This is a genomic window from Streptomyces sp. NPDC048297 (assembly GCF_043201585.1).
In the GTDB taxonomy this organism is placed as follows: Bacteria; Actinomycetota; Actinomycetes; order Streptomycetales; family Streptomycetaceae; genus Streptomyces.
On record NZ_JBICZA010000020.1, the window covers coordinates 1 to 22,996 of the forward strand.

24 protein-coding genes and 1 riboswitch are annotated in these 22,996 nt (G+C 71.9%); of the genes, 11 read left to right on the forward strand and 13 right to left on the reverse strand.

Going from position 1 to position 22,996, the window contains the following annotated elements; translation table 11 throughout:
- Positions 1-210: 210 nt before the first annotated feature.
- Positions 211-825, forward strand: coding sequence for a DUF4126 domain-containing protein (locus ACGFYV_RS22245; RefSeq protein ID WP_393880155.1), 615 nt, complete (start codon positions 211-213; stop codon positions 823-825).
- Positions 826-896: 71 nt separating this feature from the next.
- Positions 897-2,408 (forward strand): phytoene desaturase family protein, encoded by a 1,512-nt coding sequence (locus tag ACGFYV_RS22250; protein WP_393880156.1) that lies wholly within the window; start codon positions 897-899, stop codon positions 2,406-2,408.
- 16 nt (positions 2,409-2,424) lie between these two features.
- Here ACGFYV_RS22250 and ACGFYV_RS22255 read toward each other — a convergent pair whose 3' ends face one another.
- The 6 genes from ACGFYV_RS22255 to ACGFYV_RS22280 all read right to left on the reverse strand — a co-directional run bounded on the left by ACGFYV_RS22255 (position 2,425) and on the right by ACGFYV_RS22280 (position 7,588).
- A complete protein-coding gene (locus tag ACGFYV_RS22255; protein ID WP_393880157.1) occupies positions 2,425-3,414 on the reverse strand; it encodes a hypothetical protein in 990 nt (329 codons plus the stop codon).
- A 56-nt stretch (positions 3,415-3,470) separates the two neighbouring features.
- The gene (gene metF / locus ACGFYV_RS22260) at positions 3,471-4,394 is read right to left on the reverse strand and encodes a methylenetetrahydrofolate reductase [NAD(P)H] (protein WP_393880158.1); all 924 of its coding nucleotides are present in this window, start codon (positions 4,392-4,394) and stop codon (positions 3,471-3,473) included.
- Positions 4,395-4,534: 140 nt separating this feature from the next.
- Positions 4,535-5,200, reverse strand: coding sequence for a thiamine phosphate synthase (gene thiE / locus ACGFYV_RS22265; RefSeq protein WP_393880159.1), 666 nt, complete (start codon positions 5,198-5,200; stop codon positions 4,535-4,537).
- 128 nt (positions 5,201-5,328) lie between these two features.
- Positions 5,329-5,694: an Rv2175c family DNA-binding protein gene (locus tag ACGFYV_RS22270; RefSeq protein ID WP_393880160.1), complete on the reverse strand. Its 366-nt coding sequence runs from the start codon at positions 5,692-5,694 to the stop codon at positions 5,329-5,331.
- A gap of 260 nt (positions 5,695-5,954) precedes the next feature.
- On the reverse strand, positions 5,955-7,205 hold the full coding sequence (locus ACGFYV_RS22275) for an NAD(P)/FAD-dependent oxidoreductase (RefSeq protein WP_393880161.1): 1,251 nt from the start codon (positions 7,203-7,205) through the stop codon (positions 5,955-5,957).
- A 32-nt stretch (positions 7,206-7,237) separates the two neighbouring features.
- Positions 7,238-7,588, reverse strand: coding sequence for a hypothetical protein (locus ACGFYV_RS22280; protein ID WP_393880162.1), 351 nt, complete (start codon positions 7,586-7,588; stop codon positions 7,238-7,240).
- Between the two features lie 53 nt (positions 7,589-7,641).
- Positions 7,642-7,754, forward strand: a riboswitch (TPP riboswitch).
- Here ACGFYV_RS22280 and thiO point away from each other — a divergent pair.
- From thiO to ACGFYV_RS22310, 6 genes are all read left to right on the forward strand, one after another.
- Positions 7,752-8,975 (forward strand): glycine oxidase ThiO, encoded by a 1,224-nt coding sequence (thiO, locus tag ACGFYV_RS22285; protein ID WP_393880163.1) that lies wholly within the window; start codon positions 7,752-7,754, stop codon positions 8,973-8,975. (Overlaps the previous riboswitch by 3 nt.)
- Positions 8,972-9,184, forward strand: coding sequence for a sulfur carrier protein ThiS (gene thiS, locus ACGFYV_RS22290; RefSeq protein WP_393880164.1), 213 nt, complete (start codon positions 8,972-8,974; stop codon positions 9,182-9,184). The genes thiO and thiS overlap by 4 nt, the downstream gene beginning before the upstream one ends.
- 3 nt (positions 9,185-9,187) lie before the next feature.
- Positions 9,188-9,982 carry a thiazole synthase gene (locus ACGFYV_RS22295; RefSeq protein ID WP_393880165.1) on the forward strand — a complete coding sequence of 265 codons (795 nt, stop codon included), beginning with the start codon at positions 9,188-9,190 and terminating at the stop codon, positions 9,980-9,982.
- Positions 9,983-10,106: 124 nt separating this feature from the next.
- Entirely contained in the window at positions 10,107-12,041 is a 1,935-nt protein-coding gene (pknB, locus tag ACGFYV_RS22300) for a Stk1 family PASTA domain-containing Ser/Thr kinase (RefSeq protein WP_393880166.1), read from the forward strand.
- Between the two features lie 169 nt (positions 12,042-12,210).
- Positions 12,211-13,077, forward strand: coding sequence for a deoxyribonuclease IV (locus ACGFYV_RS22305; protein ID WP_393880291.1), 867 nt, complete (start codon positions 12,211-12,213; stop codon positions 13,075-13,077).
- Between the two features lie 76 nt (positions 13,078-13,153).
- Positions 13,154-13,690: a DUF4396 domain-containing protein gene (locus ACGFYV_RS22310; protein WP_393880167.1), complete on the forward strand. Its 537-nt coding sequence runs from the start codon at positions 13,154-13,156 to the stop codon at positions 13,688-13,690.
- 67 nt (positions 13,691-13,757) lie between these two features.
- On the opposite strand, the gene ACGFYV_RS22315 is transcribed toward ACGFYV_RS22310, so the two are convergent.
- Positions 13,758-14,390, reverse strand: a complete 633-nt coding sequence (locus tag ACGFYV_RS22315) for a sulfite oxidase-like oxidoreductase (protein ID WP_393880168.1) — start codon at positions 14,388-14,390, stop codon at positions 13,758-13,760.
- Positions 14,391-14,565: 175 nt separating this feature from the next.
- Between ACGFYV_RS22315 and bfr the strand changes: the two genes are divergently transcribed.
- The gene (bfr, locus tag ACGFYV_RS22320; RefSeq protein ID WP_393880169.1) at positions 14,566-15,045 is read left to right on the forward strand and encodes a bacterioferritin; all 480 of its coding nucleotides are present in this window, start codon (positions 14,566-14,568) and stop codon (positions 15,043-15,045) included.
- A 52-nt stretch (positions 15,046-15,097) separates the two neighbouring features.
- Here bfr and ACGFYV_RS22325 read toward each other — a convergent pair whose 3' ends face one another.
- Together ACGFYV_RS22325 and ACGFYV_RS22330 are read right to left on the reverse strand one after the other, a co-directional pair.
- Positions 15,098-15,340: a bacterioferritin-associated ferredoxin gene (locus ACGFYV_RS22325; protein WP_393880170.1), complete on the reverse strand. Its 243-nt coding sequence runs from the start codon at positions 15,338-15,340 to the stop codon at positions 15,098-15,100.
- Between the two features lie 156 nt (positions 15,341-15,496).
- Positions 15,497-16,849 carry a class II 3-deoxy-7-phosphoheptulonate synthase gene (locus tag ACGFYV_RS22330; RefSeq protein ID WP_393880171.1) on the reverse strand — a complete coding sequence of 451 codons (1,353 nt, stop codon included), beginning with the start codon at positions 16,847-16,849 and terminating at the stop codon, positions 15,497-15,499.
- Positions 16,850-17,019: 170 nt separating this feature from the next.
- Between ACGFYV_RS22330 and ACGFYV_RS22335 the strand changes: the two genes are divergently transcribed.
- Positions 17,020-17,076 (forward strand): trp operon leader peptide, encoded by a 57-nt coding sequence (locus tag ACGFYV_RS22335; RefSeq protein WP_115913573.1) that lies wholly within the window; start codon positions 17,020-17,022, stop codon positions 17,074-17,076.
- Between the two features lie 100 nt (positions 17,077-17,176).
- Positions 17,177-19,033, forward strand: a complete 1,857-nt coding sequence (locus ACGFYV_RS22340; RefSeq protein ID WP_393880172.1) for an anthranilate synthase family protein — start codon at positions 17,177-17,179, stop codon at positions 19,031-19,033.
- 103 nt (positions 19,034-19,136) lie between these two features.
- On the opposite strand, the gene ACGFYV_RS22345 is transcribed toward ACGFYV_RS22340, so the two are convergent.
- The 4 genes from ACGFYV_RS22345 to ACGFYV_RS22360 all read right to left on the reverse strand — a co-directional run bounded on the left by ACGFYV_RS22345 (position 19,137) and on the right by ACGFYV_RS22360 (position 22,991).
- A complete protein-coding gene (locus tag ACGFYV_RS22345) occupies positions 19,137-20,165 on the reverse strand; it encodes a 6-phosphofructokinase (protein ID WP_393880173.1) in 1,029 nt (342 codons plus the stop codon).
- A gap of 123 nt (positions 20,166-20,288) precedes the next feature.
- Positions 20,289-20,966: a response regulator gene (locus tag ACGFYV_RS22350; RefSeq protein ID WP_393880174.1), complete on the reverse strand. Its 678-nt coding sequence runs from the start codon at positions 20,964-20,966 to the stop codon at positions 20,289-20,291.
- Positions 20,963-22,186 (reverse strand): MacS family sensor histidine kinase, encoded by a 1,224-nt coding sequence (gene macS, locus ACGFYV_RS22355; RefSeq protein ID WP_393880175.1) that lies wholly within the window; start codon positions 22,184-22,186, stop codon positions 20,963-20,965. Before macS ends, ACGFYV_RS22350 begins: the two co-directional genes overlap by 4 nt.
- Before the next feature lie 49 nt (positions 22,187-22,235).
- A complete protein-coding gene (locus ACGFYV_RS22360; protein WP_393880176.1) occupies positions 22,236-22,991 on the reverse strand; it encodes a lysophospholipid acyltransferase family protein in 756 nt (251 codons plus the stop codon).
- Positions 22,992-22,996 lie beyond the last annotated feature (5 nt).

Sequence of the window (22,996 nt, forward strand, 5' to 3'; positions counted from 1 at the left end):
CCATCGGGAATCTCCGATCTCGTCGTCGATCTTCACGTACAGTGCGGTCAGCAGGGCGTCCAGGTCATTCGTCACAGATCGATCTTGGACGCCCTACCTTCGTTCCCAGACGCACCGTCAGCATTCGGAATGACTCGTCTAGGTACACGTACTCAGTCGTCCGCGCGCGTGCCCAGGACGCGGACGCCCCGGCTGGCTACGATCGCCTCCGTGTCCGTACTCCCCCTGGTCTTCACGAGCGGCTGGGCCAGCGGCATCAACGCCTACGCGGTGGTGCTGCTGCTCGGCCTCTTCGGCGTGACGGGGGTCAGCGACGACATCCCGCAGACGCTGCAGCGCCCCGAGGTGCTGATCACGGCCGGCGTGCTCTTCCTGTGCGAGGCGGTCGCCGACAAGATCCCGTACGTCGACTCGCTGTGGGACTCCGTGCACACGGTGGTCCGGCCGCTCGCGGGAGCCTGGGTCGGGGCGCTGCTCGCCGGGCACAGCGGATCGATGTCGGACGTGGCGGCCGGCCTGATCGGCGGTTCGACGGCGCTGGCCAGCCACACCGTCAAGGCCGGGACGCGCATGGCGGTCAACAGTTCGCCGGAGCCGTTCAGCAACGTCGTCCTGAGTCTCGCCGAGGATCTCGGGGTGGGCGCCGTCGTCTCGTTCTCGATGTTCCATCCGGTGGCGGCGGCCGTCGTCGCGGGTGTGCTGCTGGTATCCGGGCTGGTGGTGCTGGTGTTCCTCGTCTCGCGCATCCGGCGGTTCCTGCGGCGCCGGGCGCAGCGCCGGGAGGAACGGCGGCTGGCCTCACGGATGCCCGGACCACCGGGCTGAGCGGGCGCCCGGAGCGCCGGGCCGACCGGCCGCCGACGGGATTGTCAGTGCCGGTCGCTAAAGTCGCAGGCATGGCACGGATTGCGGTGATCGGCGCCGGGATGGGCGCGATGGCGGCTGCTGCCCGGCTGGCCGTCGCGGGCCACCGGGTGGTGGTGTACGAGCGTACGGCGACGTACGGCGGTGCGGTGCGCCGCTTCGAGCGGGACGGGTTCGCCTTCGACACGGGCCCCGGGCTGCTGCACCTGCCCGCCGTCTACCGCGACCTGTTCATCAAGACGGGCAAGGAGTCCCTGGAGGACACGGTCGAACTGGTCCAGGTCGACCCGGCCTCGCGGCACGTCTTCGCGGACGGCACCGCGGTGTCCCTGCCGAACGCCTCGCGCGCGGGTGTCGTCACGGCGCTGGACGAGGCCCTGGGCGCGGGGGCGGGCGGGCGCTGGGGCGACTTCCTGGTGCGGGCCCGCGAGGCCTGGGACCGCACCCGCCGGCCGCTGCTGGAGGAGCCCCTGTGGCCGAACTGGCAGGTGCTGGCGGAGCAGGAGCCGTATCCGGCCGTCCCGCACAAGCGGCTGCTGCGCACGCGACGCGCGCGCACGCTGGCCGAGGTCGGCGAGTGGGAGCTGCGCGACGAGCGGCTGACGGCCCTGCTGCACAGCTACGCCCTCGCCCACGGCCTCGATCCCCGGACCGCTCCGGCGAGCGCGGCCGTGCTGCCGTACATGGAGCACGCCTTCGGCGCCTGGTACGTGCGTGGCGGCATGCGGGAGCTGGCGCGCGCGGTGTACGAGCGGTGTCTGAAGCGGCGGGTCGAGTTCGTCTTCGACGCGGAGGTCGGGCGTGTCCTGGACAAGGACGGGCGGGCCACGGGCGTGGAGTTGCGGGACGGCACGGTGGCCGAGGCCGACCATGTCGTGGCGGACGTGCACCCGGCGCAGTTGAAACTGTTGACGGGGCGTCAGCTGGACAAGAATGGGGATGTCCAGGCCGATCCGTACCCGACCGGTCCGGGGCGGTTGGCCCTGCTGCTGGCCCTGCGCGGGGGGCGCGAGGCCGGTGCCGCGCATCGCACGGTCGTGCACGCGCCGGACCCCGATTCCGAGCTGGACTTCCTGGCCTCGGCGGACGAGGGCCGGCCGCCGGCGCCCACGGTGACCGTGCTGCGCCCGGACGACCCCGCGCTCGCACCGGAGGGCGGGCACGAGTCCGTGGTGGTGTCCGCGATGGTGCCGAGCACCGTCGACTGGGAGGACGAGGCCGTGCTCCGGCAGTACACGGACCATCTCCTCGACGCCGCCCAGGAGGCGATACCGGGCCTGCGGGACCGCGTCCTGTGGCAGGAGACGCGCACACCGGACGACGCCGAGAACGAGACGGACGCCTTCCTCGGCACGGTGCCGGCCCCCTCGCTCGCCGCCGGCCGGGGCCGTTTCCTGCACCCGGCGAACACCACGCGGTTGCCCGGTCTGTACCGGGTGGGCGGCTGGTCCCACCCGGGCGGCGGCCTCCCCCACGCCGGTATGTCGGGCGCGCTGGTGGCCGGACTGATCGTGGAGGGGCCGGAGTTCCGCGGCTCTCAGTGAGCGGGCGGGGGCGGGCTCAGTAGCGGTAGTGCTCGTCGTAGCCGGCGCCGGGCTGCTGCGGCGTGTGGCCCTGGTGCGGGTACGGCTGCTCCTGCGGGAGTTCGCCGCCGTAGTTCTCGTCGGTGCGCTGCTGCGGGACCCAGACCCCGCCGGCCGGGGTCTCGCCGTAGCCGCCGGTGCCGTACGCGTCCTGCCCGTAGCCCTGTTGACCCTGTTGGCCTTGTTGGCTCTGTTGGCCCTGCTGCTGGCCGTACTGCTGCTGGCCGCCGTAGCCGTTGTCGTACGAGGTGTCGCCGTAGGACTGGGCGCCGATGTACGGGTCGGAGTAGTTGGCGTAGCTCTGCTGGGCGCCGGTGTCGTAGCCGTAGCCCTGCTGATCGTAGCCCGAGTAGTCGTAGGCGTAGGCCTGGCCGGCGCCTTGAGGCTGTGCGGCGCCGGTGGGGGCCGGATGGTCGCCGTAGACGCCGTAGGAGCCGGTGTCGTCGGGCATGGGCTGGGGTTCGTAGACCGTGCTGCTGCGGGCGGGCTCCGGGCCCTGGGCCGGTGTGAACACGTCGTCGCGGTCGTAACCGTCACGGCCGTAGCCGTCGCGGTCGTACGCCCCGTGGCCGTAGCCGCCGTCGTAGGACGATCCGTCGTGGTCGCCGTCGGGGCCGGACTCGTCGCCCTCCGGGTCCGGGCCGTCGAGGTCCGGGTCGTGGCGGTCGGCCTTGCCGCGGCGGCGCCTGGGGGGCTCGCCGGTGTCGTCGTCGGGACGCTTGACCGCCCAGCCCGCCGCGAAGCCGCGGCGGAAGGACAGCGTGACGTAGGTCTGGCCGATCGCGAACGCGATCGCGCCCACGCCGATGACGATCACGGATGGAATCAGCACGCCGACCACGACGCCCAGGAAACCGCCGAACGCCAGCAGCCGCCAGCGCAGCCGCGCCTTGTACTGCAGCAGCACCTCGCCCAGCAACCACAGTGCGACGATGCCGAACGCGATGTAGAGGACCGCCCAGCCCATGTACGCCCCTCTCCCAGTGACCGCTACGCAGTGTGTCGTATCGCGGTGCGGCCGGTCTAGGCCTGCGGAGGGTGGTGCAGGCCCAGGTTCTCGTAGATTTCCAGGGTCGCCGTGGAGTTGTTGAGCGTGATGAAGTGCAGTCCGGGCACTCCCTCGGACAGCAACCGCGCACAGAACTCCGTGGCGAACTCGATACCGATGGAGCGTACCGCCGCCGGGTCGTGCTTGGCTGTGAGGATCCGCTCTTTCAGGGCGGCCGGGAATACCGCATTGCTGAGTTTGGGCAGTCTTTCCAGCATTTTCACGCTGGTGACAGGCAGTACCTCGGGAATGACCGGGGTCGAGCAGCCCGCCGCCTCCACCCGGTCGCGCAGCCTCAGGTACGACTCCGGCTGGAAGAACATCTGCGTGATGGCGTAGTCGGCGCCCGCGCGGCACTTGTCCACGAAGTGGGCGACGTCGGTGTCCCAGTCCGCGGAGCGCGGGTGCATCTCCGGGAAGGCGGCGACGCCGACGCAGAAGTCGCCCGACTCCTTGATGAGGCGGACCAGTTCGGCCGCGTAGGTGAGACCGCGGGGGTGCGGGACCCAGTCGCCCATCGGGTCGCCGGGCGGGTCGCCGCGCACGGCGAGCATGTTGCGGATACCGGCGTCCGCATACTGGCCGATGATGTTCCGCAGTTCGGCGATGGAGTGGTCGACGGCGGTCAGGTGGGCGACCGGAGTGAGCGTCGTGTCGACGACGATCTGCTGGGTCTCCTTGACCGTGGTGGCACGCGTGGAACCGCCGGCGCCGTAGGTGACGGACACGAAGTCGGGGGCCACGGCCTCGACGCGGCGCAGCGCGTTCCACAGGTTCCGCTCGCCCTGGGACGTCTTCGGCGCGTAGAACTCGAACGAGTACGTCTTCTTGCCGGTGGCGAGGATGTCACGCACGGTGCGTGCGCGATCGGTCCGGGTGGATGCGGTTCCTAGGGCCATACCCGCAGGTTAGCCAGGGGTGGGCGGTCTCCCAACCGGGCATCGGCGATTTGACCGAATTGCCGGTTTACTGTCCACTCCTTGGACAAAAACGTGGACATGGTGGGTGGTGCCGAGGCCCTGGGCAGCCCCGGCGGCCTTCAGTTCCGCCCGTCCTGCCCGTCCTGTCGCAGTCGCTTGGTGAACTCCGCCGCCGCGGCTCCCGGGTCGTCCGCCTCGGTGATCGCGCGGACCACGACCACCCGGCGGGCGCCCGCGTCCAGCACCTCGTCGAGGTTGCCCAGGTCGATGCCGCCGATGGCGAACCAGGGGCGCTCGGTGCCCAGCGCGGCGGTGTGGCGGACCAGGTCGAGGCCCGGGGCGTGGCGGCCCGGCTTGGTCGGGGTCGGCCAGCAGGGGCCGGTGCAGAAGTAGTCCACGCCGTCCTGGACGGCCGCCGCGGCGGCCTCGGACTCGGCGTGCGTGGAGCGGCCGATCAGGACGTCGGGGCCGAGGATCGCGCGGGCCGCGGGCACCGGGAGGTCGCCCTGGCCCAGGTGCAGCACGTCGGCGCGGGCCGCGTGGGCGACGTCGGCCCGGTCGTTGACCGCGAGCAGCTTGCCGTGCCGGGCGCAGGCGTCCGCGAAGACCTGGAGGTGCTCCAGTTCCTCGGCGGCCTCCATGCCCTTGTCACGGAGCTGCACGATGTCGACACCGCCGGCCAGGGCCGCGTCCAGGAACTCGGCGAGGTCGCCCTGCCGGCGGCGGGCGTCCGTGCAGAGGTAGAGCCGGGCGTCGGCGAACCTGGTGCGGGCGGTGTCGGACATGCGTGGGTCCCCCCTGGTCGGTGTCCCTGGGTGTGCGAGTGGGTGGCGTACGGGTCGCGTACGGGTGGGTCGCGTACGGGTGGGTGGCGTACGGGCGGGGCCGGTACGCCACCCCGGGTGCGGTTGGTTCAGACGGCGAGCGCCTGGGCGCGGCGCTTCACCTCCGTGCCGCGATTCTCGCTCAGGGCCTGCGCGGGGGTGCCGGGCAGGGTCGGGTCGGGGGTGAAGAGCCACTCGATCATCTCTTCGTCCGTAAAACCGTCGTCCCGCAGGAGGGTCAGGGTCCCGGACAGGCCCTTGACCACCTTGTCCCCGTCGATGAAGGCGGCGGGGACGTGCAGCGCCCGGTTCTCACCTCGGCGTACGGCGATGAGCTGGCCCTCCTTGACCAGCTGCCGCACGCGCGTCACCTCGACATCGAGCTTCTCGGCGATGTCGGGGAGGGTGAGCCAGGCGGGGACGAGAGCATCGATCTTTGCGTCAATCTCGGTCACGGCTCCTAGGGTAGGCGCTCTGCTGGGGTGGGCGCGATGAGAGTGCGGGGAAGTGTCGGGGGGGTGGGTGCGGGTCCGTCGTGGCTGGGCGCGCAGTTCCCCGCGCCCCTGACCTCGTCGGTTGGCCACGGCGCTGTCACGGCTCGGCTCGTGCAGTCACCCCTGCACCCCTGGGCTCGCCCCTCGGCCGCGGCGCCGTCGTGGCCGGGCGCGCAGTTCCCCGCGCCCCTTTGGGGCGTTTCTGCGGGGTGGGTTGTTGGTCAGGTGGTGGTGACGGCGGATTTCAGGGGGAGGGTGGGGTTGGAGAGGGATTGGGGGTTCAGGGGGTGGGCGGATTCGATCAGGCGGCGGCCTTGGGCCAGGTCGCGGGGGCGGCCGACGGCCAGCAGGGCGACCAGGCGGTTGTCGCGGAGCCAGCACACCGACCAGGCGGGGCCCGTCGGGTCGCCGCGCCAGATCATGCGGTCGGCGGCGGCGTGGTGGCCCGCGTACTGGACGAAGCGGCCGAACTGCTCGGACCAGAAGTACGGCACCGGGTCGTAGACCGCGGCGTGCTCGCCCAGGATGTTCGCGGCGACCGTGCGCGGGCCCTGGAGGGCGTTGTCCCAGTGGTGGACCAGCAGCCGGGTGCCGTAGCGGGCCGAGGGGAAGGACGCGCAGTCGCCGACGGCGTACACGTCCCCGGCGGAGGTGCGCAGGTGGTCGTCGGCGACGACCTCGCCGTGCGCGCCCAGCTCGATGCCGGACCCGGCCAGCCAGCCGGTGGCGGGGCGGGCACCGATGCCGACCACGACGGCGTCCGCGGGCAGCCGCGAGCCGTCGTCGAGCACGACCCCGCCGGGCTCGACGCGCTCCACGCGCGCGTGGGTGCGCAGGTCGGTGCCGCTGTCGGCGTACCAGGCGGTCATCGGCGCGGCGACCTCCGCGGGCAGCGCGCCGGCCAGCGGCCGGTCGGCTGCCTCGACGACGGTCACCGCGCAGCCCGCCTCCCGCGCGGCGGTGGCGAACTCAGCGCCGATCCAGCCGGCGCCGACGACCACGATGTCGTGCTGCCGGGCGAGCACGGGCCGCAGCCGCTCGGCGTCGTCCAGGGTGCGCAGCAGGTGCACGCCGGGCACGCCCTCGGTGCCGGGCAGCCGGACGGGTTCCGCGCCGGTGGCGAGGACCAGGACGTCGTACGGGACGGGCCCGGACTCGGTGTCCAGTTCATGGTCGGCGGGGCGCACGCCCAGCGCCTCGCAGCCGAGCCGCAGTTCGATGTCGAGCGAGTCGAAGTCGACGTCGAACGCGGAGCCCTCGGACGTGCCGAGCAGCACGGCCTTGGACAACGGCGGCCGGTCGTAGGGCTGATGGGGTTCGGCGCCGATGAGGGTCACGGTGCCCGTGAAGCCCTGTTCCCGCAGGGCCACGGCGGTCTGCACCCCGGCCATGCCCGCACCGACGACGACCACGCGCCGCTCCTGCCCCGCGCCGCCGCGCGAGGTGCCTTCTTGCGCTGTCTGCTCGCTCACGCGCTCACCATAGACAACTGACAAATCGTCAGTCATCGGGCGTGCTGGGTGACCTGTTCCACAACACTCGTCCCGGCGCCCGGCCGCGACTCCCACCGCCAGCTCTCCTCCAGGCGCACCCGGCCGTCCGCGAGCTCCACGACGGTCGACACGCAGTGCCCGCTGGAGGTGGTGCCGTCGTGCCGCAGCTGCACGTAGCGGAAGTCCAGCCGGTCACCCTCGCGGGTACCGACCAGATGACCGCGCACGACGTCGCCGCCCGCGTACTCGGCCCAGATCTCACCGTCCTTCTCGTGGTAGGCGAAACGGGTGCGAGTACCGACCTGACCTGGGGCTTGGTCCGCCACGGGGGCGAGGGTCAGTCCGTCGAGCGATCGGGCCATGGACAGGGGCTCCCTTACAAGAGCGGCGCACCGCGGGCTAGGCTGGCCACCGTACAAGCACTCGCGGGAGCCCGGACGCACCGGGCTGAGAGGGAGGCTGGGCGGCCTCCGACCGTACGAACCTGATCCGGGTCATGCCGGCGAAGGGAGGGGCTGGACGCCCATGTCGTCACGTACGTCCGACACATCCGACACGTCAGACACGTTCGGCACATCCGATACGTCAGATTCATCCGACACGTTCGACGTCCTCGTCATCGGGGGCGGGATCATCGGCCTGGTCACGGCCTGGCGCGCCGCGCAGCGCGGGCTCGCCACCGCCGTGGTGGACCCCGAGCCCGGCGGCGGTGCCGCGCAGGTCGCGGCGGGGATGCTGGCCGCGGTCACCGAACTGCACTACGGCGAGGAGACGTTGCTCGCCCTGAACCTGGAGTCCGCGCGCCGCTACCCGGACTTCGCGGCCGAGCTGACCGAGGCGACCGGCCACGACCTCGGCTACCGGCGCTGCGGCACCCTGGCCGTCGCGCTCGACGCCGACGACCGCTCCCACCTGCGCGAGCTGCACGCCCTCCAGCAGCGCTCCGGTCTTGACTCGCAGTGGCTGTCCGGGCGGGAGTGCCGGCGCCTGGAGCCGATGCTCGCGCCCTGTGTGCGCGGCGGGCTGCGCGTCGACGGGGACCACCAGATCGACCCGCGGCGGCTGGCCGCGGCCCTGGTGACCGCGTGCGAGCGGGCCGGGGTGGTCTTCCACCGGTCGTGGGCCGGGCGGCTCGACGTCGTCCGGGACCGGGCCACCGGCGTCACCACGACGGACGGCACCGCGCTCACCGCGGGGCAGGTGGTGCTCGCGGGCGGGAGCCTGAGCGGGCGCCTCGCGGGCGTGCCCGGCCATGTGGTGCCCGCGGTGCGGCCGGTGAAGGGGCAGGTGCTGCGGCTGGCCGTGCCGCGCCGGTACGCGCCGTTCCTGAGCCGTACCGTGCGGGCCGTGGTGCGCGGCAGCCAGGTCTACCTGGTGCCCCGGGAGAACGGCGAGCTGGTCGTCGGCGCGACCAGCGAGGAGCTGGGCTGGGACACGACGGTGACGGCGGGCGGGGTGTACGAGCTGCTGCGCGACGCCCACGAGCTGGTGCCCGGCATCACCGAGCTGCCCCTCACCGAGACCCGGGCCGGGCTGCGCCCCGGTTCCCCGGACAACGCGCCGCTGCTCGGCCCGTCCGGCCTGGACGGGCTGGTCCTGGCCACCGGGCACTTCCGCAACGGTGTGCTGCTGACCCCGGTCACCGGGGACGTCATGGCGCACGTCCTGGTCAGCGGTGAACTGCCGCCGGAGGCAAGCCCGTTCACGCCGAAGCGCTTCGGCGCCGCACTCCTGGAGCAGCCCGCATGAACGTCTGCGTCACCATCTCCGTCAACGGGGAGCGCCGCGAGATCGCCCCTGGCACGGCGCTGGACTCCCTCGTGCGGACCCTCACCGCGGCGTCCTCCGGGGTGGCCGCCGCCGTCAACGAGACCGTCGTCCCGCGCGGGCAGTGGTCGGCCACGGCCCTCGCCGAGGGCGACCGTGTCGAAGTCCTCACCGCAGTCCAAGGAGGCTGACCCATGGCCGACGATCCCTTCGTCCTCGGCGGTGTGCCCCTCGGCTCCCGGCTGATCATGGGCACGGGCGGCGCACCGAGCCTGGACGTGCTGGAACGCGCGCTGATCGCCTCCGGCACCGAGCTGACCACGGTGGCGATGCGCCGGGTCGATCCCGGGGTGCACGGCTCCGTGCTGTCGGTGCTCGAGAAGCTGGGCATCAGGGTGCTGCCGAACACGGCGGGCTGTTTCACCGCGGGTGAGGCCGTGCTGACCGCCCGGCTGGCCCGCGAGGCGCTCGGCACGGACCTGGTCAAGCTGGAGGTCATCGCCGACGAGCGGACGCTGCTGCCGGACCCGGTGGAGCTGCTGGACGCGGCGGAGACGCTGGTCGACGACGGTTTCACGGTGCTGCCGTACACCAACGACGACCCGGTGCTCGCGCGAAAGCTCCAGGACGTGGGCTGTGCGGCGGTGATGCCGCTGGGCTCGCCGATCGGGTCCGGGCTCGGCATCCGCAACCCGCACAACTTCCAGTTGATCGTGGAGCACGCGCGCGTGCCGGTGATCCTGGACGCGGGCGCGGGCACGGCGTCCGACGTGGCGCTGGCGATGGAGCTGGGCTGTGCGGGTGTGATGCTCGCCTCCGCGGTGACCCGGGCGCAGGAGCCGGAGCTGATGGCGGCCGGCATGCGGCACGCGGTGGAGGCGGGACGGCTGGCCCGGCGGGCCGGGCGGATCCCGCGCCGGCACTTCGCGGAGGCCTCCTCCCCCACGGAGGGCCTCGCCCGCCTGGACCCCGAGCGGCCCGCGTTCTAGGACGCGCCGCGCCGTCGCGGAACCTCACGGCTCTCGTCGCACCACAGTCACAGCTCCGCTGCAATCCGTCGCCCGAACGGCGCAGCGGGGCGGTCTGTCGGTCGGTCCTCGTAGACTCACCTGCGTGGATACGACCCTTCAGGACCCTCTCGTCGGGCAGGTGCTCGACGGCCGTTATCGCGTCGACGCGCGGATCGCCGTCGGCGGGATGGCCACGGTCTACCGGGCCCTGGACACCCGCCTGGACCGGGTGCTCGCGCTCAAGGTGATGCACCCGGCGCTGGCGGCCGACGGGTCCTTCGTGGAGCGGTTCATCCGGGAGGCCAAGTCGGTCGCCCGGCTCGCCCACCCCAACGTGGTGCAGGTCTTCGACCAGGGCACCTGCGGGTCGTACGTGTACCTGGCGATGGAGTACGTCGCCGGGTGCACCCTGCGGGACGTGCTGCGCGAGCGGGGCGCGCTGCAGCCGCGGGCCGCCCTGGACATCCTGGAGCCGGTGCTGGCCGCGCTCGGCGCCGCGCACCGGGCCGGGTTCGTGCACCGGGACATGAAGCCCGAGAACGTGCTGATAGGGGACGACGGCCGGGTCAAGGTCGCCGACTTCGGTCTGGTCCGGTCCGTGGACACCCAGACCAGCACGACGGGCACGGTGCTCGGGACGGTCTCCTACCTCGCGCCGGAGCAGATCGAGCGGGGCACCGCCGACCCGCGCGTCGACGTGTACGCGTGCGGTGTGGTGCTCTACGAGATGCTGACCGGCGGCAAGCCGCACTCCGGGCAGACCCCCGCGCAGGTGCTCTACAAGCACATACACGAGGACGTGCCGCCGCCCTCGGCGCTGGTGCCGGGGCTGGCGTACGAGCTGGACGAGCTGGTCGCCTCGGCCACCGCGCGTACCCCTGACGTCCGGCCGCAGGACGCGGCGGCGCTGCTCGGCGACGCGCTGCGGGCGCGGGCGGCGCTCACCGCCGCGCAGCTGGACGCGCTGCCGCCGCAGGCGCTGTCCGCGGCGCACGACATCGCCGAGGACCGTACGAGCGTGATCCCGCGCTCGCTGACCGTGCCCCGGCCGCTGCCCGTCAACGAGGACGAGGAGGAGCTGCCGGCCGGCGGCGTGCGGCACACCACCCGGCTGCAGTCCTCTCCCGTCTCCGAGCGGCACACCCGTCAGCGGCCCCGGCGCGGGATGCTGACGCTCGTCGCGGCCGTGCTGCTGGTGTTCGGTGTGGGCACCGGGGTCTGGTACATCAACTCCGGCCAGTTCACGAAGGTCCCGCCGGTGCTGTCCCGGACCGAGGCGCAGGCCAGGGACCGGCTCCACGCGGCGGGTCTGGACGTCGGGCAGGTCAAGCGCGCCTACAGCGACACCGTCGAGCGCGGCACGGTCATCAGCTCCGACCCCGCGTCCGGCGCCCGGATCCGGGACAACGACTCCGTGGCCCTGACCGTCTCGCTCGGCCCCGAGACGGTGAACGTGCCGAGCGTGGCGGGCCAGTCGCTGGCCAAGGCCAGGGCCCGGCTGAAGGCGGACGGTCTGGAGCCGGGCATGGTCACCCGCGCGTTCAGCGAGGACGTGGCGCGGGGTGCCGTGATCGGCACGAGCCCGCAGGCGGGCACCGAGCAGCACGCCGGCGCGGCGATCGCGCTCGTCGTCAGCAAGGGCAGCCCCGTCGACGTGCCGGACGTCACCGGCGAGGACCCGGACAGCGCCCGGCAGGACCTGGAGGACGCCGGGCTGAAGGTGAAGATCGCCACCGCGCAGGTCAACTCCGAGTTCGACAAGGGCACGGTCGCCCTGCAGAACCCGGCCGAGGGCAAGCAGGCGGCCGAGGGCGACACGGTGACGCTGACGCTGTCCAAGGGCCCGGTGATGGTCGAGGTCCCGGACGTGGTCGGGTCGAACGTGGACGACGCGACGAAGCAGCTGGAGGACGCGGGCTTCCGGGTCGAGAAGGACCGCGGGCTGCTCGGGCTGTTCGGCGACACCGTGCAGAAGCAGTCGGTGGAGGGCGGCGACACGGCACCCAAGGGGTCGACGATCACGATCACCATCCGGTGACGATCACGATCACCATCGCGGTCACCGTGCGGTGTCCCGGGGCACCGGGACCGTGGTCGGGGGGCGGAAGGCGGCGTGACACCCTGAACGGGTGAGAAGCAAGCAGTCCCCCTCCCCCGCCTCCGCCGCCCTTTTCGCCTCTTCCGCCGCCCCTGCCTCCTCCGCCGGCCTGTCCGGTGCCGCGCGCAATCCGGTCGGCGGGCATGTGCCCGTGGCCGGCGGGCTGCACACGGTCGGGCTGTCGTACGCCCGTGAGCTGAAGGCGGAGACCGTGCAGGTCTTCGTCGCCAATCCGCGCGGCTGGGCCACCCCGGCCGGCAACCCCCGGCAGGACGAGGCGTTCCGCGAGGCCTGTGCCGCGGAGTCGGTCCCGGCGTACGTGCACGCGCCGTATCTGATCAACTTCGGTTCGCACACCGAGGCGACCGTGGACCGGTCCGTGGAGTCGCTGCGGCACTCGCTGCGGCGCGGGCGGGAGATCGGCGCGCTCGGCGTCGTCGTGCACACCGGCAGCGCGACCGGCGGGCGGGCCCGGGAGGTGGCGCTGCGGCAGGTGCGGGAGCGCATGCTGCCGCTGCTGGACGAGCTGACCCACGACGACGACCCGTTCCTGCTGCTGGAGTCGACCGCCGGGCAGGGCTTCTCGCTGTGCTCGCGCACCTGGGACTTCGGGCCGTACTTCGAGGCGCTGGACGCCCACCCAAAGCTGGGCGTCTGCCTGGACACCTGCCACATCTTCGCGGCGGGCCACGACCTGACCGGTCCGAGCGGCATGCACCAGACCCTCGACCTGCTGGTCGACACCGTCGGCGAGGGCCGGCTGCGGCTGATCCACGCCAACGACTCCAAGGACGTGGTCGGCGCGCACAAGGACCGGCACGAGAACATCGGCGCCGGTCACATCGGCGAGGACCCCTTCCGCGCCCTGATGAACCACCCGGCAACGGCGGGCGTCCCGCTGATCATCGAGACCCCCGGCGGCAGGGAGGGGCACGCGGCGGACGTGGAGCGGCTGAAGAAACTGCGTGACGGATAACCCCTTGGGGAATACCCCTATGGGGTATACGGTTCTTGCTCGGTGCAGGAACCGTCACCTGACAATGGGGGTAGTCATGCAGCACGAGGCACAAGCCGCCGAGCACACGGCCCACGCACATCATCACGAGGCGCACGCGCACCACGAGGCCCACGCGCACCACGGCCACCACGCGCCCGCCAGCTGGTCCATGGCCGCCCAGGCGACCCTGCACTGCCTCACCGGCTGTGCCATCGGCGAAGTGCTCGGCATGATCGTCGGCACGGCGTTCGGCTGGGGGAACCTGCCCACGATGGTCCTGGCGATCGTGCTGGCCTTCTTCTTCGGCTACTCGCTCACCCTGCGCGGGGTGCTGAAGGCGGGCGTCGACTTCCGTACGGCCTTCAAGGTGGCGCTGGCCGCGGACACCCTGTCGATCGCCGTGATGGAACTGATCGACAACGGCGTGATCCTGGTCTGGCCGTCGGCGATGGACGCCACGCTGACCGACGCGCTGTTCTGGGTCTCGCTGGCCATCTCGCTCGTGATCGCCTTCGTGGTGACCACCCCGGTCAACAAGTGGACCATCGGCCGCGGCAAGGGCCACGCGGTGGTGCACCAGTACCACCACTGACCGGCACACCGGCAGGGACGCCGGCCGGTACACCGGCGGGAACAACCGACCGGCACGCCAGGAGGGATCAGAGCTCGGGGCCGTCCCCGAGCTCTTCCTGGTAGGAGTAGCGCTGTTCCTTCCAGGGGTCGCCGATGTTGTGATAGCCGCGCTCCTCCCAGAAGCCGCGGCGGTCGGCGGTCATGTACTCCACGCCGCGCACCCACTTGGGGCCCTTCCAGGCGTACAGGTGCGGGACGACCAGACGGACCGGGAAGCCGTGCTCGGCGGTGAGGAGTTCGCCGTCCTTGTGGGTGGCGAAGATCGCGCGGTCGGAGGCGAAGTCCGACAGGCGCAGATTCGAGCTGAATCCGTACTCGGCCCACACCATCACATGGGTGACGTCCGGTGCCGGCGGGGCCAGGTCCAGGATCGACCGGGCCGGGACCCCGCCCCACTCCGCGCCGAGCATGCTGAACTTCGTGACGCAGTGCAGATCGGACACCACGGTGGTGTACGGCAGAGCCGTGAACTCCTCGTGGTTCCAGGTGTGCTTGTCACCGTCGGCGGTGACGCCGAAGACCCTGAATTCCCAGCGCTCGGGCCGGAATTTCGGGACCGGCCCGTAGTGCATGACCGGCCAGCCGCGCTGAAGTCGCTGACCCGGCGGGAGTTCGGATCCCGCTCCCGCCCCAGACTCGCGCTCCACCGGATGACCCATGTGTCCATCCTGACAGAACTTGGGCAGTGCCCTGACCACCGGCCCACGAAGCGGACAACTGCCATCAAGGCCGTACGTACCCACTAAGTACGCACTTACTGGACGATCTTCCCCGCCGGTGCAATCATGCCGCCGCACCCCTCCCCCGTCCCTCCGTGTGGAAGGAGCCGCTGCGATGCAGGGCGACCCCGAGGTCATCGAGTTCCTCAACGAGCAGCTCACCGGCGAGCTGACCGCGATCAACCAGTACTTCCTGCACGCGAAGATGCAGGAGAACTTCGGCTGGACGAAGCTCGCGAAGTACACGCGGCACGAGTCGTTCGACGAGATGAAGCACGCCGAGGTGCTCACCGACCGCATCCTGTTCCTGGAAGGGCTGCCCAACTACCAGCGGCTGTTCCATGTGCGGGTGGGGCAGACCGTCAAGGAGATGTTCGAGGCGGACCGGCAGATCGAGGTGGAGGCGATCGACCGGCTCAAGCGGGGCGTCAAGGTGATGCGCGAGAAGGGCGACATCACGTCCGCGAACATCTTCGAGGACATCCTCGCCGACGAGGAGCACCACATCGACTACCTCGACACGCAGCTGGAACTGGTGGACAAGCTCGGCGAGGCGCTCTACATCGCGCAGATCATCGAGCAGCCGGAGAGCTGAGCCGAACTGAGCCGAGCCGAGCCCCTGAGCCCCGTGATCCACCGGAGGGGCTCTAGGCCGCCTCGTCCAGTGAGGCCGGGGCGGAGAGTTCGGCGAGCACCGGCCGGCCCTGGTCGGCCAGCTCGCGCCGGGGGCAGGCACCGCGGCCCAGGATCGCCTGGATGCGCCGTACGCACGACCCGCAGTCCGTGCCGGCCTTGCAGGCGGAGGCTATCTGGCGGGGGGTGCAGGCACCGTCCTCCGCATGCTTCTTGACCTGCGCCTCGGTGACGCCGAAGCAGCTGCAGACGTACACGCGGATTCACCTCCCGACGGGATCGCTCTCTTACTGCCGTCCCCTTATCGGTGAGGCAAACCTAACCTTACCCGTCGTGCGGGACCCGCAAAAGAGCGGAGGGGCGCGGATCGGATGTGATCCGCGCCCCAACCGCCACGCGATGACGCGATGTGCCTACTGGTCCCGGTACATCTCGGCGACCAGGAACGCCAGGTCGAGCGACTGGCTGCGGTTCAGCCGCGGGTCGCAGGCCGTCTCGTAGCGCTGGTGCAGGTCGTCGACGAAGATCTCGTCGCCGCCGCCCACGCACTCGGTGACGTCGTCGCCGGTCAGCTCCACGTGGATGCCGCCCGGGTGGGTGCCGAGGCCCTTGTGGACCTCGAAGAAGCCCTTGACCTCGTCGAGCACGTCGTCGAAGCGGCGGGTCTTGTGCCCGGAGGCCGCTTCGAAGGTGTTGCCGTGCATCGGGTCGGTCACCCAGACCACCGTCGCGCCGGACGCCGAGACCTTCTCGACCAGCTCGGGGAGCTTGTCACGGATCTTGTCGGCGCCCATGCGGACGATGAAGGTCAGCCGGCCCGGCTCCCGCTCGGGGTCGAGGCGGTCGATGTAGCGCAGCGCCTCCTCGGCCGTCGTGGACGGGCCGAGCTTGATGCCGACCGGGTTGCTGATCTTCGAGGCGAACTCGATGTGCGCGTGGTCCATCTGCCGGGTGCGCTCACCGATCCACACCATGTGCCCGGAGACGTCGTACAGCTTGCCGGTGCGCGAGTCGACCCTGGTCAGGGCGGACTCGTAGTCGAGCAGCAGCGCCTCGTGGGAGGCGTAGAACTCGACGGTCTTGAACTCCTCCGGGTCGGCGCCGCAGGCCCGCATGAAGTGCAGCGCGTTGTCGATCTCCCGCGCGAGCTGCTCGTAGCGCTGGCCCGACGGGGACGACTTCACGAAGTCCTGGTTCCAGGCGTGCACCTGGCGCAGGTCGGCGTAGCCGCCGGTGGTGAAGGCGCGCACCAGGTTCAGCGTCGAGGCGGACGCGTGGTACATCCGCTTCAGCCGCTCGGGGTCCGGGACGCGGGACTCCTCGGTGAAGGCGAAGCCGTTGACGGAGTCACCCCGGTAGGTCGGGAGGGTCACGCCGTCGCGGGTCTCGGTCGGCTTGGAGCGCGGCTTGGAGTACTGGCCCGCGATACGGCCCACCTTCACCACGGGCACGGAGGCCGCGTAGGTCAGGACGGCACCCATCTGGAGCAGCGTCTTCAGCTTGTTGCGGATGTGGTCCGCGGACACCGCGTCGAAGGCCTCGGCGCAGTCGCCGCCCTGGAGGAGGAACGCCTCTCCCTTGGCGACGGCCGCAAGCCGGGCGCGCAGCTGGTCGCACTCGCCCGCGAAGACGAGCGGCGGACACGACTCGAGGTCCGCGATCACTGCGCGCAGAGCCTCGGTGTCGGGGTACTCGGGCTGCTGCGCCGCGGGCAGGTCTCGCCAGGTGTTGCCAGCGCTGGCGCTGGTCTTAGCGTTCACGGTCACGACCTCAACATTACGGGGTGATGTCGTGCCTTCCTGCCCGTGCCCAGCAAATGAGACACCGGATACGCAGTGCGGACATGCGGCTGTGCGGACACGCGGTCGCAGCCGTGCGGACAAGCGGTCGCGGCCGTGCGGACAAGCGGTCGCGGCCGTGCGGTAGGGTGCGTCGCATGTTCGCGCTTTCGATCCAGAACTGGTGGTGGACCGCTCATCCGGCGGCCCACTGACTGCGCGTACGTTCGACTTCGCGAAGGCCGCCCGAGGGGCGGCCTTCGGCGTGTCCGGGGCGGTTCCTCTCCGTCAGACGATCGAGAAGGAGCCCGACCCGTGAACCTCCAGGACCTGCTGTGCGACCCCCGCCCCTTCGCCCTGCTCCGGCGCCGCACCCCCGGCCGTGCCGAGGACACGGTGGAGTTGCTGATCGGCCCCGTCACCGCCCGTGAGCGCCTCGCCGGCCTGCCGGACGAGGGCCTCGCGCTCGTCCCGTTCCGGCAGATCCGCGAGCGCGGTTTCGACGTGCGCGACGACGGCACCCCGCTGCTGGTGCTGACGCCCGAGGAGTCGTACGAGATCCCGCTCGACGAGGCGCTGCGGGCGCTGCCCGGCCACGCGGTGCGGGTCGAGGGCGGGGGCTTCGACGTCGGCGACGAGGAGTACCGCGAGATCGTCGGGCGGGTGCTGCGCGAGGAGATCGGCCGGGGTGAGGGCGCGAACTTCGTGATCCGGCGGACGTACGAGGGCGAGATCCCGGGGTTCGGCCGCGCCGACGCGCTGGCGCTGTTCCGGCGGCTGCTGGAGGGCGAGCGGGGCGCGTACTGGACGTTCGTGGTGCACACCGGGGAGAGGACGCTGGTGGGGGCCAGCCCCGAGGTGCATGTGCGGATGTCCGGCGGCACGGTCGTCATGAACCCGATCAGCGGGACGTACCGCTACCCGGCCGGGGGGCCGACCCCGGAGCACCTCCTGGACTTCCTGGCCGACGGCAAGGAGATCGAGGAGCTGTCGATGGTCGTCGACGAGGAACTGAAGATGATGTGCACCGTCGGCGACATGGGCGGGGTGGTCGTCGGCCCGCGTCTGAAGGAGATGGCGCACCTCGCGCACACCGAGTACGAGCTGCGCGGCAAGTCCTCCCTGGACGTGCGGGACGTGCTGCGGGAGACCATGTTCGCGGCGACCGTCACCGGGTCGCCGGTGCAGAACGCGTGCCGGGTGATCGAGCGCCACGAGGTCGGTGGGCGCGGGTACTACGCGGGGGCGCTGGCGCTGCTCGGGCGGGACTCCGCGGGGGCGCAGACCCTGGACTCCCCCATCCTGATCCGCACCGCCGACATCAGTGACGGCGGCCGGCTCCGCGTCCCGGTCGGCGCGACACTGGTGCGCGGCTCGGACCCGGCGGGCGAGGTGGCGGAGACCCATGCGAAGGCGGCGGGCGTGCTGGCGGCCCTCGGGGTACGGCCTTCCCGTCCGCGCGAGGAGCGGGCGCGGCCCCGGCTGGCGGACGACCCGCGGGTGCGGGCCGCGCTGGACGGGCGCCGCTCGGCGCTGGCGCCGTTCTGGCTGCGGATGCGGGAGCGGGCCGCGGCCCTGGACGGGCACGCGCTGGTCGTCGACGCCGAGGACACCTTCACGGCGATGCTGGCGCACGTGCTGCGCTCGTCCGGCCTGGAGGTGAGCGTGCGGCGGTACGACGAGCCGGGGCTGCGGGAGGCGGTGCTCGCCCACGAGGGCCCGGTGGTGCTCGGCCCCGGCCCGGGTGACCCCTCGGATCTCGCCGACCCGAAGATGCGGTTCCTGCGGGACCTGACCGCCCGGGTGATCGGGGAGCACCGGCACGGTGTCCTCGGGGTCTGCCTGGGGCACGAGCTGATCGCGGCGGAGCTGGGCCTGGAGATCGTACGGAAGGAGGTGCCGTACCAGGGGGCGCAGACCACGATCGACCTGTTCGGGCGGCGGGAGACCGTCGGCTTCTACAACAGCTTCGTGGCGCGCTGCGACGAGGAGGCGGCGCGGGAGCTGGCCGCGCACGGGGTGGAGGTGAGCCGGGCCGGGAACGGCGAGGTGCACGCGGTCCGCGGCCCCGGGTTCGGCGGGGTGCAGTTCCACCCGGAGTCGGTGCTGAGCCTGAACGGGGCCGCGATCGTGCGGGAGCTGATGGGTCAGCTGCTCCGCACGACCGTGTAGCCGCCCGGGGGGGCCGGTCAGGGGTGGCCCTGGGTCCGGTCAGGGGCGGCCCTGTGGCCGCCCGGGGTCCGGTCCTGAGCCGGTCGGCCTCCGGGGGCGGCCGTCAGCCGAAGAACACCCCGACCTCCCGGTACAGCTCCGGGTCCACCGTCTTCAGCTTGGCGGTGGCCTCGGAGATCGGGACGCGGACGATGTCGGTGCCGCGCAGGGCGACCATCTTGCCGAAGTCTCCGTCGCGCACGGCCTCGATGGCGTGCAGGCCGAAGCGGGTGGCGAGCCAGCGGTCGAAGGCGCTGGGGGTGCCGCCGCGCTGGATGTGCCCGAGGACCGTGGTGCGGGCCTCCTTGCCGGTGCGCCGCTCGATCTCCTTGGCCAGCCACTCGCCGACCCCGGAGAGGCGGACGTGCCCGAAGGAGTCGGTCGACTGGTCCTTGAGGACCATGTCCCCGTCCTTCGGCATGGCGCCCTCGGCGACGACGACGATCGGGGCGTACGACGCCTTGAAGCGGGAGGTGATCCAGGCGCACACCTGGTCGAGGTCGAAGCGCTGCTCGGGGATGAGGATGACGTTGGCGCCGCCGGCGAGGCCCGAGTGCAGGGCGATCCAGCCGGCGTGGCGGCCCATCACCTCGCAGACGAGGACCCGCATGTGGGACTCGGCGGTGGTGTGCAGCCGGTCGATGGCCTCGGTGGCGATGCCCACGGCGGTGTCGAAGCCGAAGGTGTAGTCGGTGGCGGACAGGTCGTTGTCGATGGTCTTGGGCACGCCCACGCAGGGCACGCCGTACTCGTCGGACAGCTGGGCGGCCACGCCGAGGGTGTCCTCGCCGCCGATCGCGACGAGCGCCTGGACCTCCTCCTTGGCCAGGTTCTCCTTGATCCGGCGGATGCCGTTCTCCGTCTTGAGGGGGTTGGTCCGCGAGGAGCCGAGGATGGTGCCGCCGCGGGGCAGGATGCCGCGCACCGCGGGGATGTCGAGGCGCACGGTGTCGCCTTCGAGGGGACCTCGCCAGCCGTCCCGGAAGCCGACGAAGTCGTAGCCGTACTCCTGCACGCCCTTGCGGACGATGCCCCGGATGACGGCGTTGAGCCCGGGGCAGTCGCCGCCTCCGGTCAGTACTCCGACCCGCATGGAAATGTCCCTTCGCCGCGGTTGCCTGACGCTCAGTCACGGTAATGGTGATTCGCGTCACACGGGGAGAGGCAGGAAGGGCGATTCCGGTGAATTGTCAGGAAGCTGCTTGACCAGGCCGTTTCACGCGTCGTCGAGGCCGCGCTCGATCGCGTACCGCACCAGCTCGACCCGGTTGTGCAGCTGGAGCTTGCCGAGGGTGTTCTGCACGTGGTTCTGCACCGTGCGGTGGGAGATGACGAGGCGTTCGGCGATCTGCTTGTAGCTCAGGCCCTTGGCGACCAGGCGCAGCACCTCGGTCTCCCGCTCGGTGAGCCGGGGCGCGTCCGGCCGGTCGGTGTCGGGGGCGGGCGCGGGCTCGGCGGCCAGGCGCCGGTACTCGCCGAGAACCAGGCCGGCGAGTCCGGGGGTGAACACCGGGTCGCCTACGGCGGTGCGGCGCACGGCCTCCAGGAGTTCCTCGGTGGAGGCCGACTTCAGCAGATAGCCGGTCGCGCCGGACTTCACCGCCTCCAGCACGTCGGCGTGCTCACCGCTCGCGGACAGCACGAGGACGCGCAACGCCGGGTTGTGGCCGACCAGTTCCTTGCAGACCTGGACACCGGGCTTGGCGGGCAGGTTGAGGTCCAGGACCAGGACGTCGGGGGCGGTGGCCCTGGCGCGGCGGACCGCCTGTTCGCCGTCGCCCGCGGTGGCGACCACCTCGAAGCCGGACTCGGCCAGGTCCCGGGCGACCGCGTCGCGCCACATGGGGTGGTCGTCGACCACCATGACCCTGATCGGGTCCTGCTCCCGCGTCATCGCTTCTCCGCCTTCCCCCGCGCCCGCCGGGCGCCCTTCGGTACCTTCAGTTCCACTTCCGTGCCCTGCCCCGGGACGGAGATCAGCTCGGCGCTGCCGCCCAGGTCGCGCAGCCGCCCCCGGATCGACTGGGCCACCCCGAGCCGGCCCTCGCCCTCGGCCTGGGCGAGCCGGCCCTCGGGGATGCCGGGGCCGTCGTCCCGGACGGTGACGACGATCTCGTCGGGCTCGTCCTCGACCAGGATCCAGGCCCTGGCGTCCGGTCCGGCGTGCTCGCGCACATTGTCCAGGGCGGCCCCGACCGCCGCGGCCAGTTCCCGTGCCGCGGCCGGGGGCAGCGGCACCGGGGCGCCGGGCTCGGCGAGGCTGACCCGGGCGCCGGCGTAGCGGGCGAGCAGGGGGCGCAGGTCGAGCGGGCCGTCGTCGTCCGGTTCCTCGACCACGCGGACGACCGCGCCGTCGGCCGCGTCCCGCGAGACCCGGGAGACGGGCAGCAGGCCACCGGAGACCAGTGTGCGCAGGGCCACCTCCTGTTCCCCGGCCATCCGGCCCAGCTCGGCCGCCTCGCCGCCGATGACCGCGCCGCGCCGCTGCACCATCGCCAGCACCTGGAGCACGCCGTCGTGGATGTCGCGGGCCAGCCGCTCCCGCTCGCGGGTCGCGGCCTCGATCTCCAGGGCGCGGGCGAGGGTGCGCTCGGAGGCGCGGGCGACCTCCACGACGTAGCCGATCGCGATGGAGGCCACCCAGACCAGGATCACGTTGTGCACGGTGTCGCGGGCGGGGTGGCCGCGCTCGACCAGGTTGGCGGCGGCGACCGCCGTGGAGGCGAAGGCGGCCCAGCGCCAGCCGCCCTTGAGGGCGAAGGCCAGCACCGATCCGGCGGTCCATATCGACGGCAGGGTCGGGCCGCCGCTCGCGATCCGCTCGTGGTTGTCGGCGACCGGGGTGAGCAGGATGCCGGTGAGGGCGAGGGTGAGGTCGGCGGCCAGGAAGCGCTTGGTACAGCTCGCCTCGTTCGCCACCCGGGGCAGGGTGGCCAGCGTCCACACGGCCAGGACCGCGTAGTAGGCGACCGCGACCTGGGGGCGCGCGAAGCGGGAGTACGCGGTGGCGCACAGGCCGATGGCGTACAGCATCGTCAGGACGCGGTATCCGGCGAGCGCGCGCCACAGCGGCAGCTCGACCGACATCCGCATGACCCGCTCACGCCTGGCCACGACCGCCCCCCGATCCCCCGGAATCCCCCGAACTCCCGCGGACTCCCCGCTAGGCGTCCGCCTGCTTCTTCTCGTCCTGCTCGTGCTTCTCGCTCTTCTCCGCGGCCCTGGCCGCCTTCGCCGCCTCCGTGATCTGCCGTTTGGCGGCGGTCGCGTAGATGTCGACGTATTCCTGGCCGGAGAGCTTCATGATCTCGTACATGACCTCGTCGGTCAGCGCCCGCAGCACGAACCGGTCGTGCTCCATGCCCTGGTAGCGGCTGAAGTCGAGCGGCTTGCCGATCCGGATGCCGGGCCGCATCAGCTTCGGCATCACCTTGCCGGGCGGCTGGATCTTCTCGGTGTCGATCATCGCTACCGGGATGACCGGTGCGCCGGTGGCGAGCGCCACGCGCGCGAGGCCGCCGGGCTTGCCCCGGTACAGGCGGCCGTCGGGCGAGCGGGTGCCCTCCGGGTAGATGCCGAAGAGCTCGCCGCGCTCCAGCACCTCTATGCCGCTCTTGACCGCCGCCTCGCCGGCACCGCGCGCCCCGGAGCGGTCCACCGGAAGCTGGCCGACCCCCTTGAAGAAGGCCGCGGTGAGACGGCCCTTCACACCGGGCGTGGTGAAGTACTCGGCCTTCGCGATGAAGGTGACCTTGCGGTCGAGCATGGTGGGCAGGAAGAACGAGTCCGAGAAGGACAGGTGATTGCTCGCCAGGATGGCGGGGCCCTCGTCCGGAATGTTCTCCAGACCCTCCACCCAGGGCCGGAAGGCGACCTTCAGCGGCCCTCCGATGGCGACCTTCATCGTGCCGTACAACACCCGCG

Excerpts from the sequence above, each read along its gene's own strand:
- ACGFYV_RS22250 (WP_393880156.1), top strand. The coding sequence starts at position 897 with ATGGCACGGATTGCGGTGATCGGCGCCGGGATGGGCGCGATGGCGGCT.
- ACGFYV_RS22255 (WP_393880157.1), bottom strand. The coding sequence starts at position 3,414 with ATGGGCTGGGCGGTCCTCTACATCGCGTTCGGCATCGTCGCACTGTGG.
- metF (WP_393880158.1), bottom strand. The coding sequence starts at position 4,394 with ATGGCCCTAGGAACCGCATCCACCCGGACCGATCGCGCACGCACCGTG.
- thiE (WP_393880159.1), bottom strand. The coding sequence starts at position 5,200 with ATGTCCGACACCGCCCGCACCAGGTTCGCCGACGCCCGGCTCTACCTC.
- ACGFYV_RS22280 (WP_393880162.1), bottom strand. The coding sequence starts at position 7,588 with ATGGCCCGATCGCTCGACGGACTGACCCTCGCCCCCGTGGCGGACCAA.
- thiO (WP_393880163.1), top strand. The coding sequence starts at position 7,752 with ATGTCGTCACGTACGTCCGACACATCCGACACGTCAGACACGTTCGGC.
- thiS (WP_393880164.1), top strand. The coding sequence starts at position 8,972 with ATGAACGTCTGCGTCACCATCTCCGTCAACGGGGAGCGCCGCGAGATC.
- ACGFYV_RS22295 (WP_393880165.1), top strand. The coding sequence starts at position 9,188 with ATGGCCGACGATCCCTTCGTCCTCGGCGGTGTGCCCCTCGGCTCCCGG.
- ACGFYV_RS22310 (WP_393880167.1), top strand. The coding sequence starts at position 13,154 with ATGCAGCACGAGGCACAAGCCGCCGAGCACACGGCCCACGCACATCAT.
- ACGFYV_RS22315 (WP_393880168.1), bottom strand. The coding sequence starts at position 14,390 with ATGGGTCATCCGGTGGAGCGCGAGTCTGGGGCGGGAGCGGGATCCGAA.
- bfr (WP_393880169.1), top strand. The coding sequence starts at position 14,566 with ATGCAGGGCGACCCCGAGGTCATCGAGTTCCTCAACGAGCAGCTCACC.
- ACGFYV_RS22345 (WP_393880173.1), bottom strand. The coding sequence starts at position 20,165 with ATGCGGGTCGGAGTACTGACCGGAGGCGGCGACTGCCCCGGGCTCAAC.
- ACGFYV_RS22350 (WP_393880174.1), bottom strand. The coding sequence starts at position 20,966 with ATGACGCGGGAGCAGGACCCGATCAGGGTCATGGTGGTCGACGACCAC.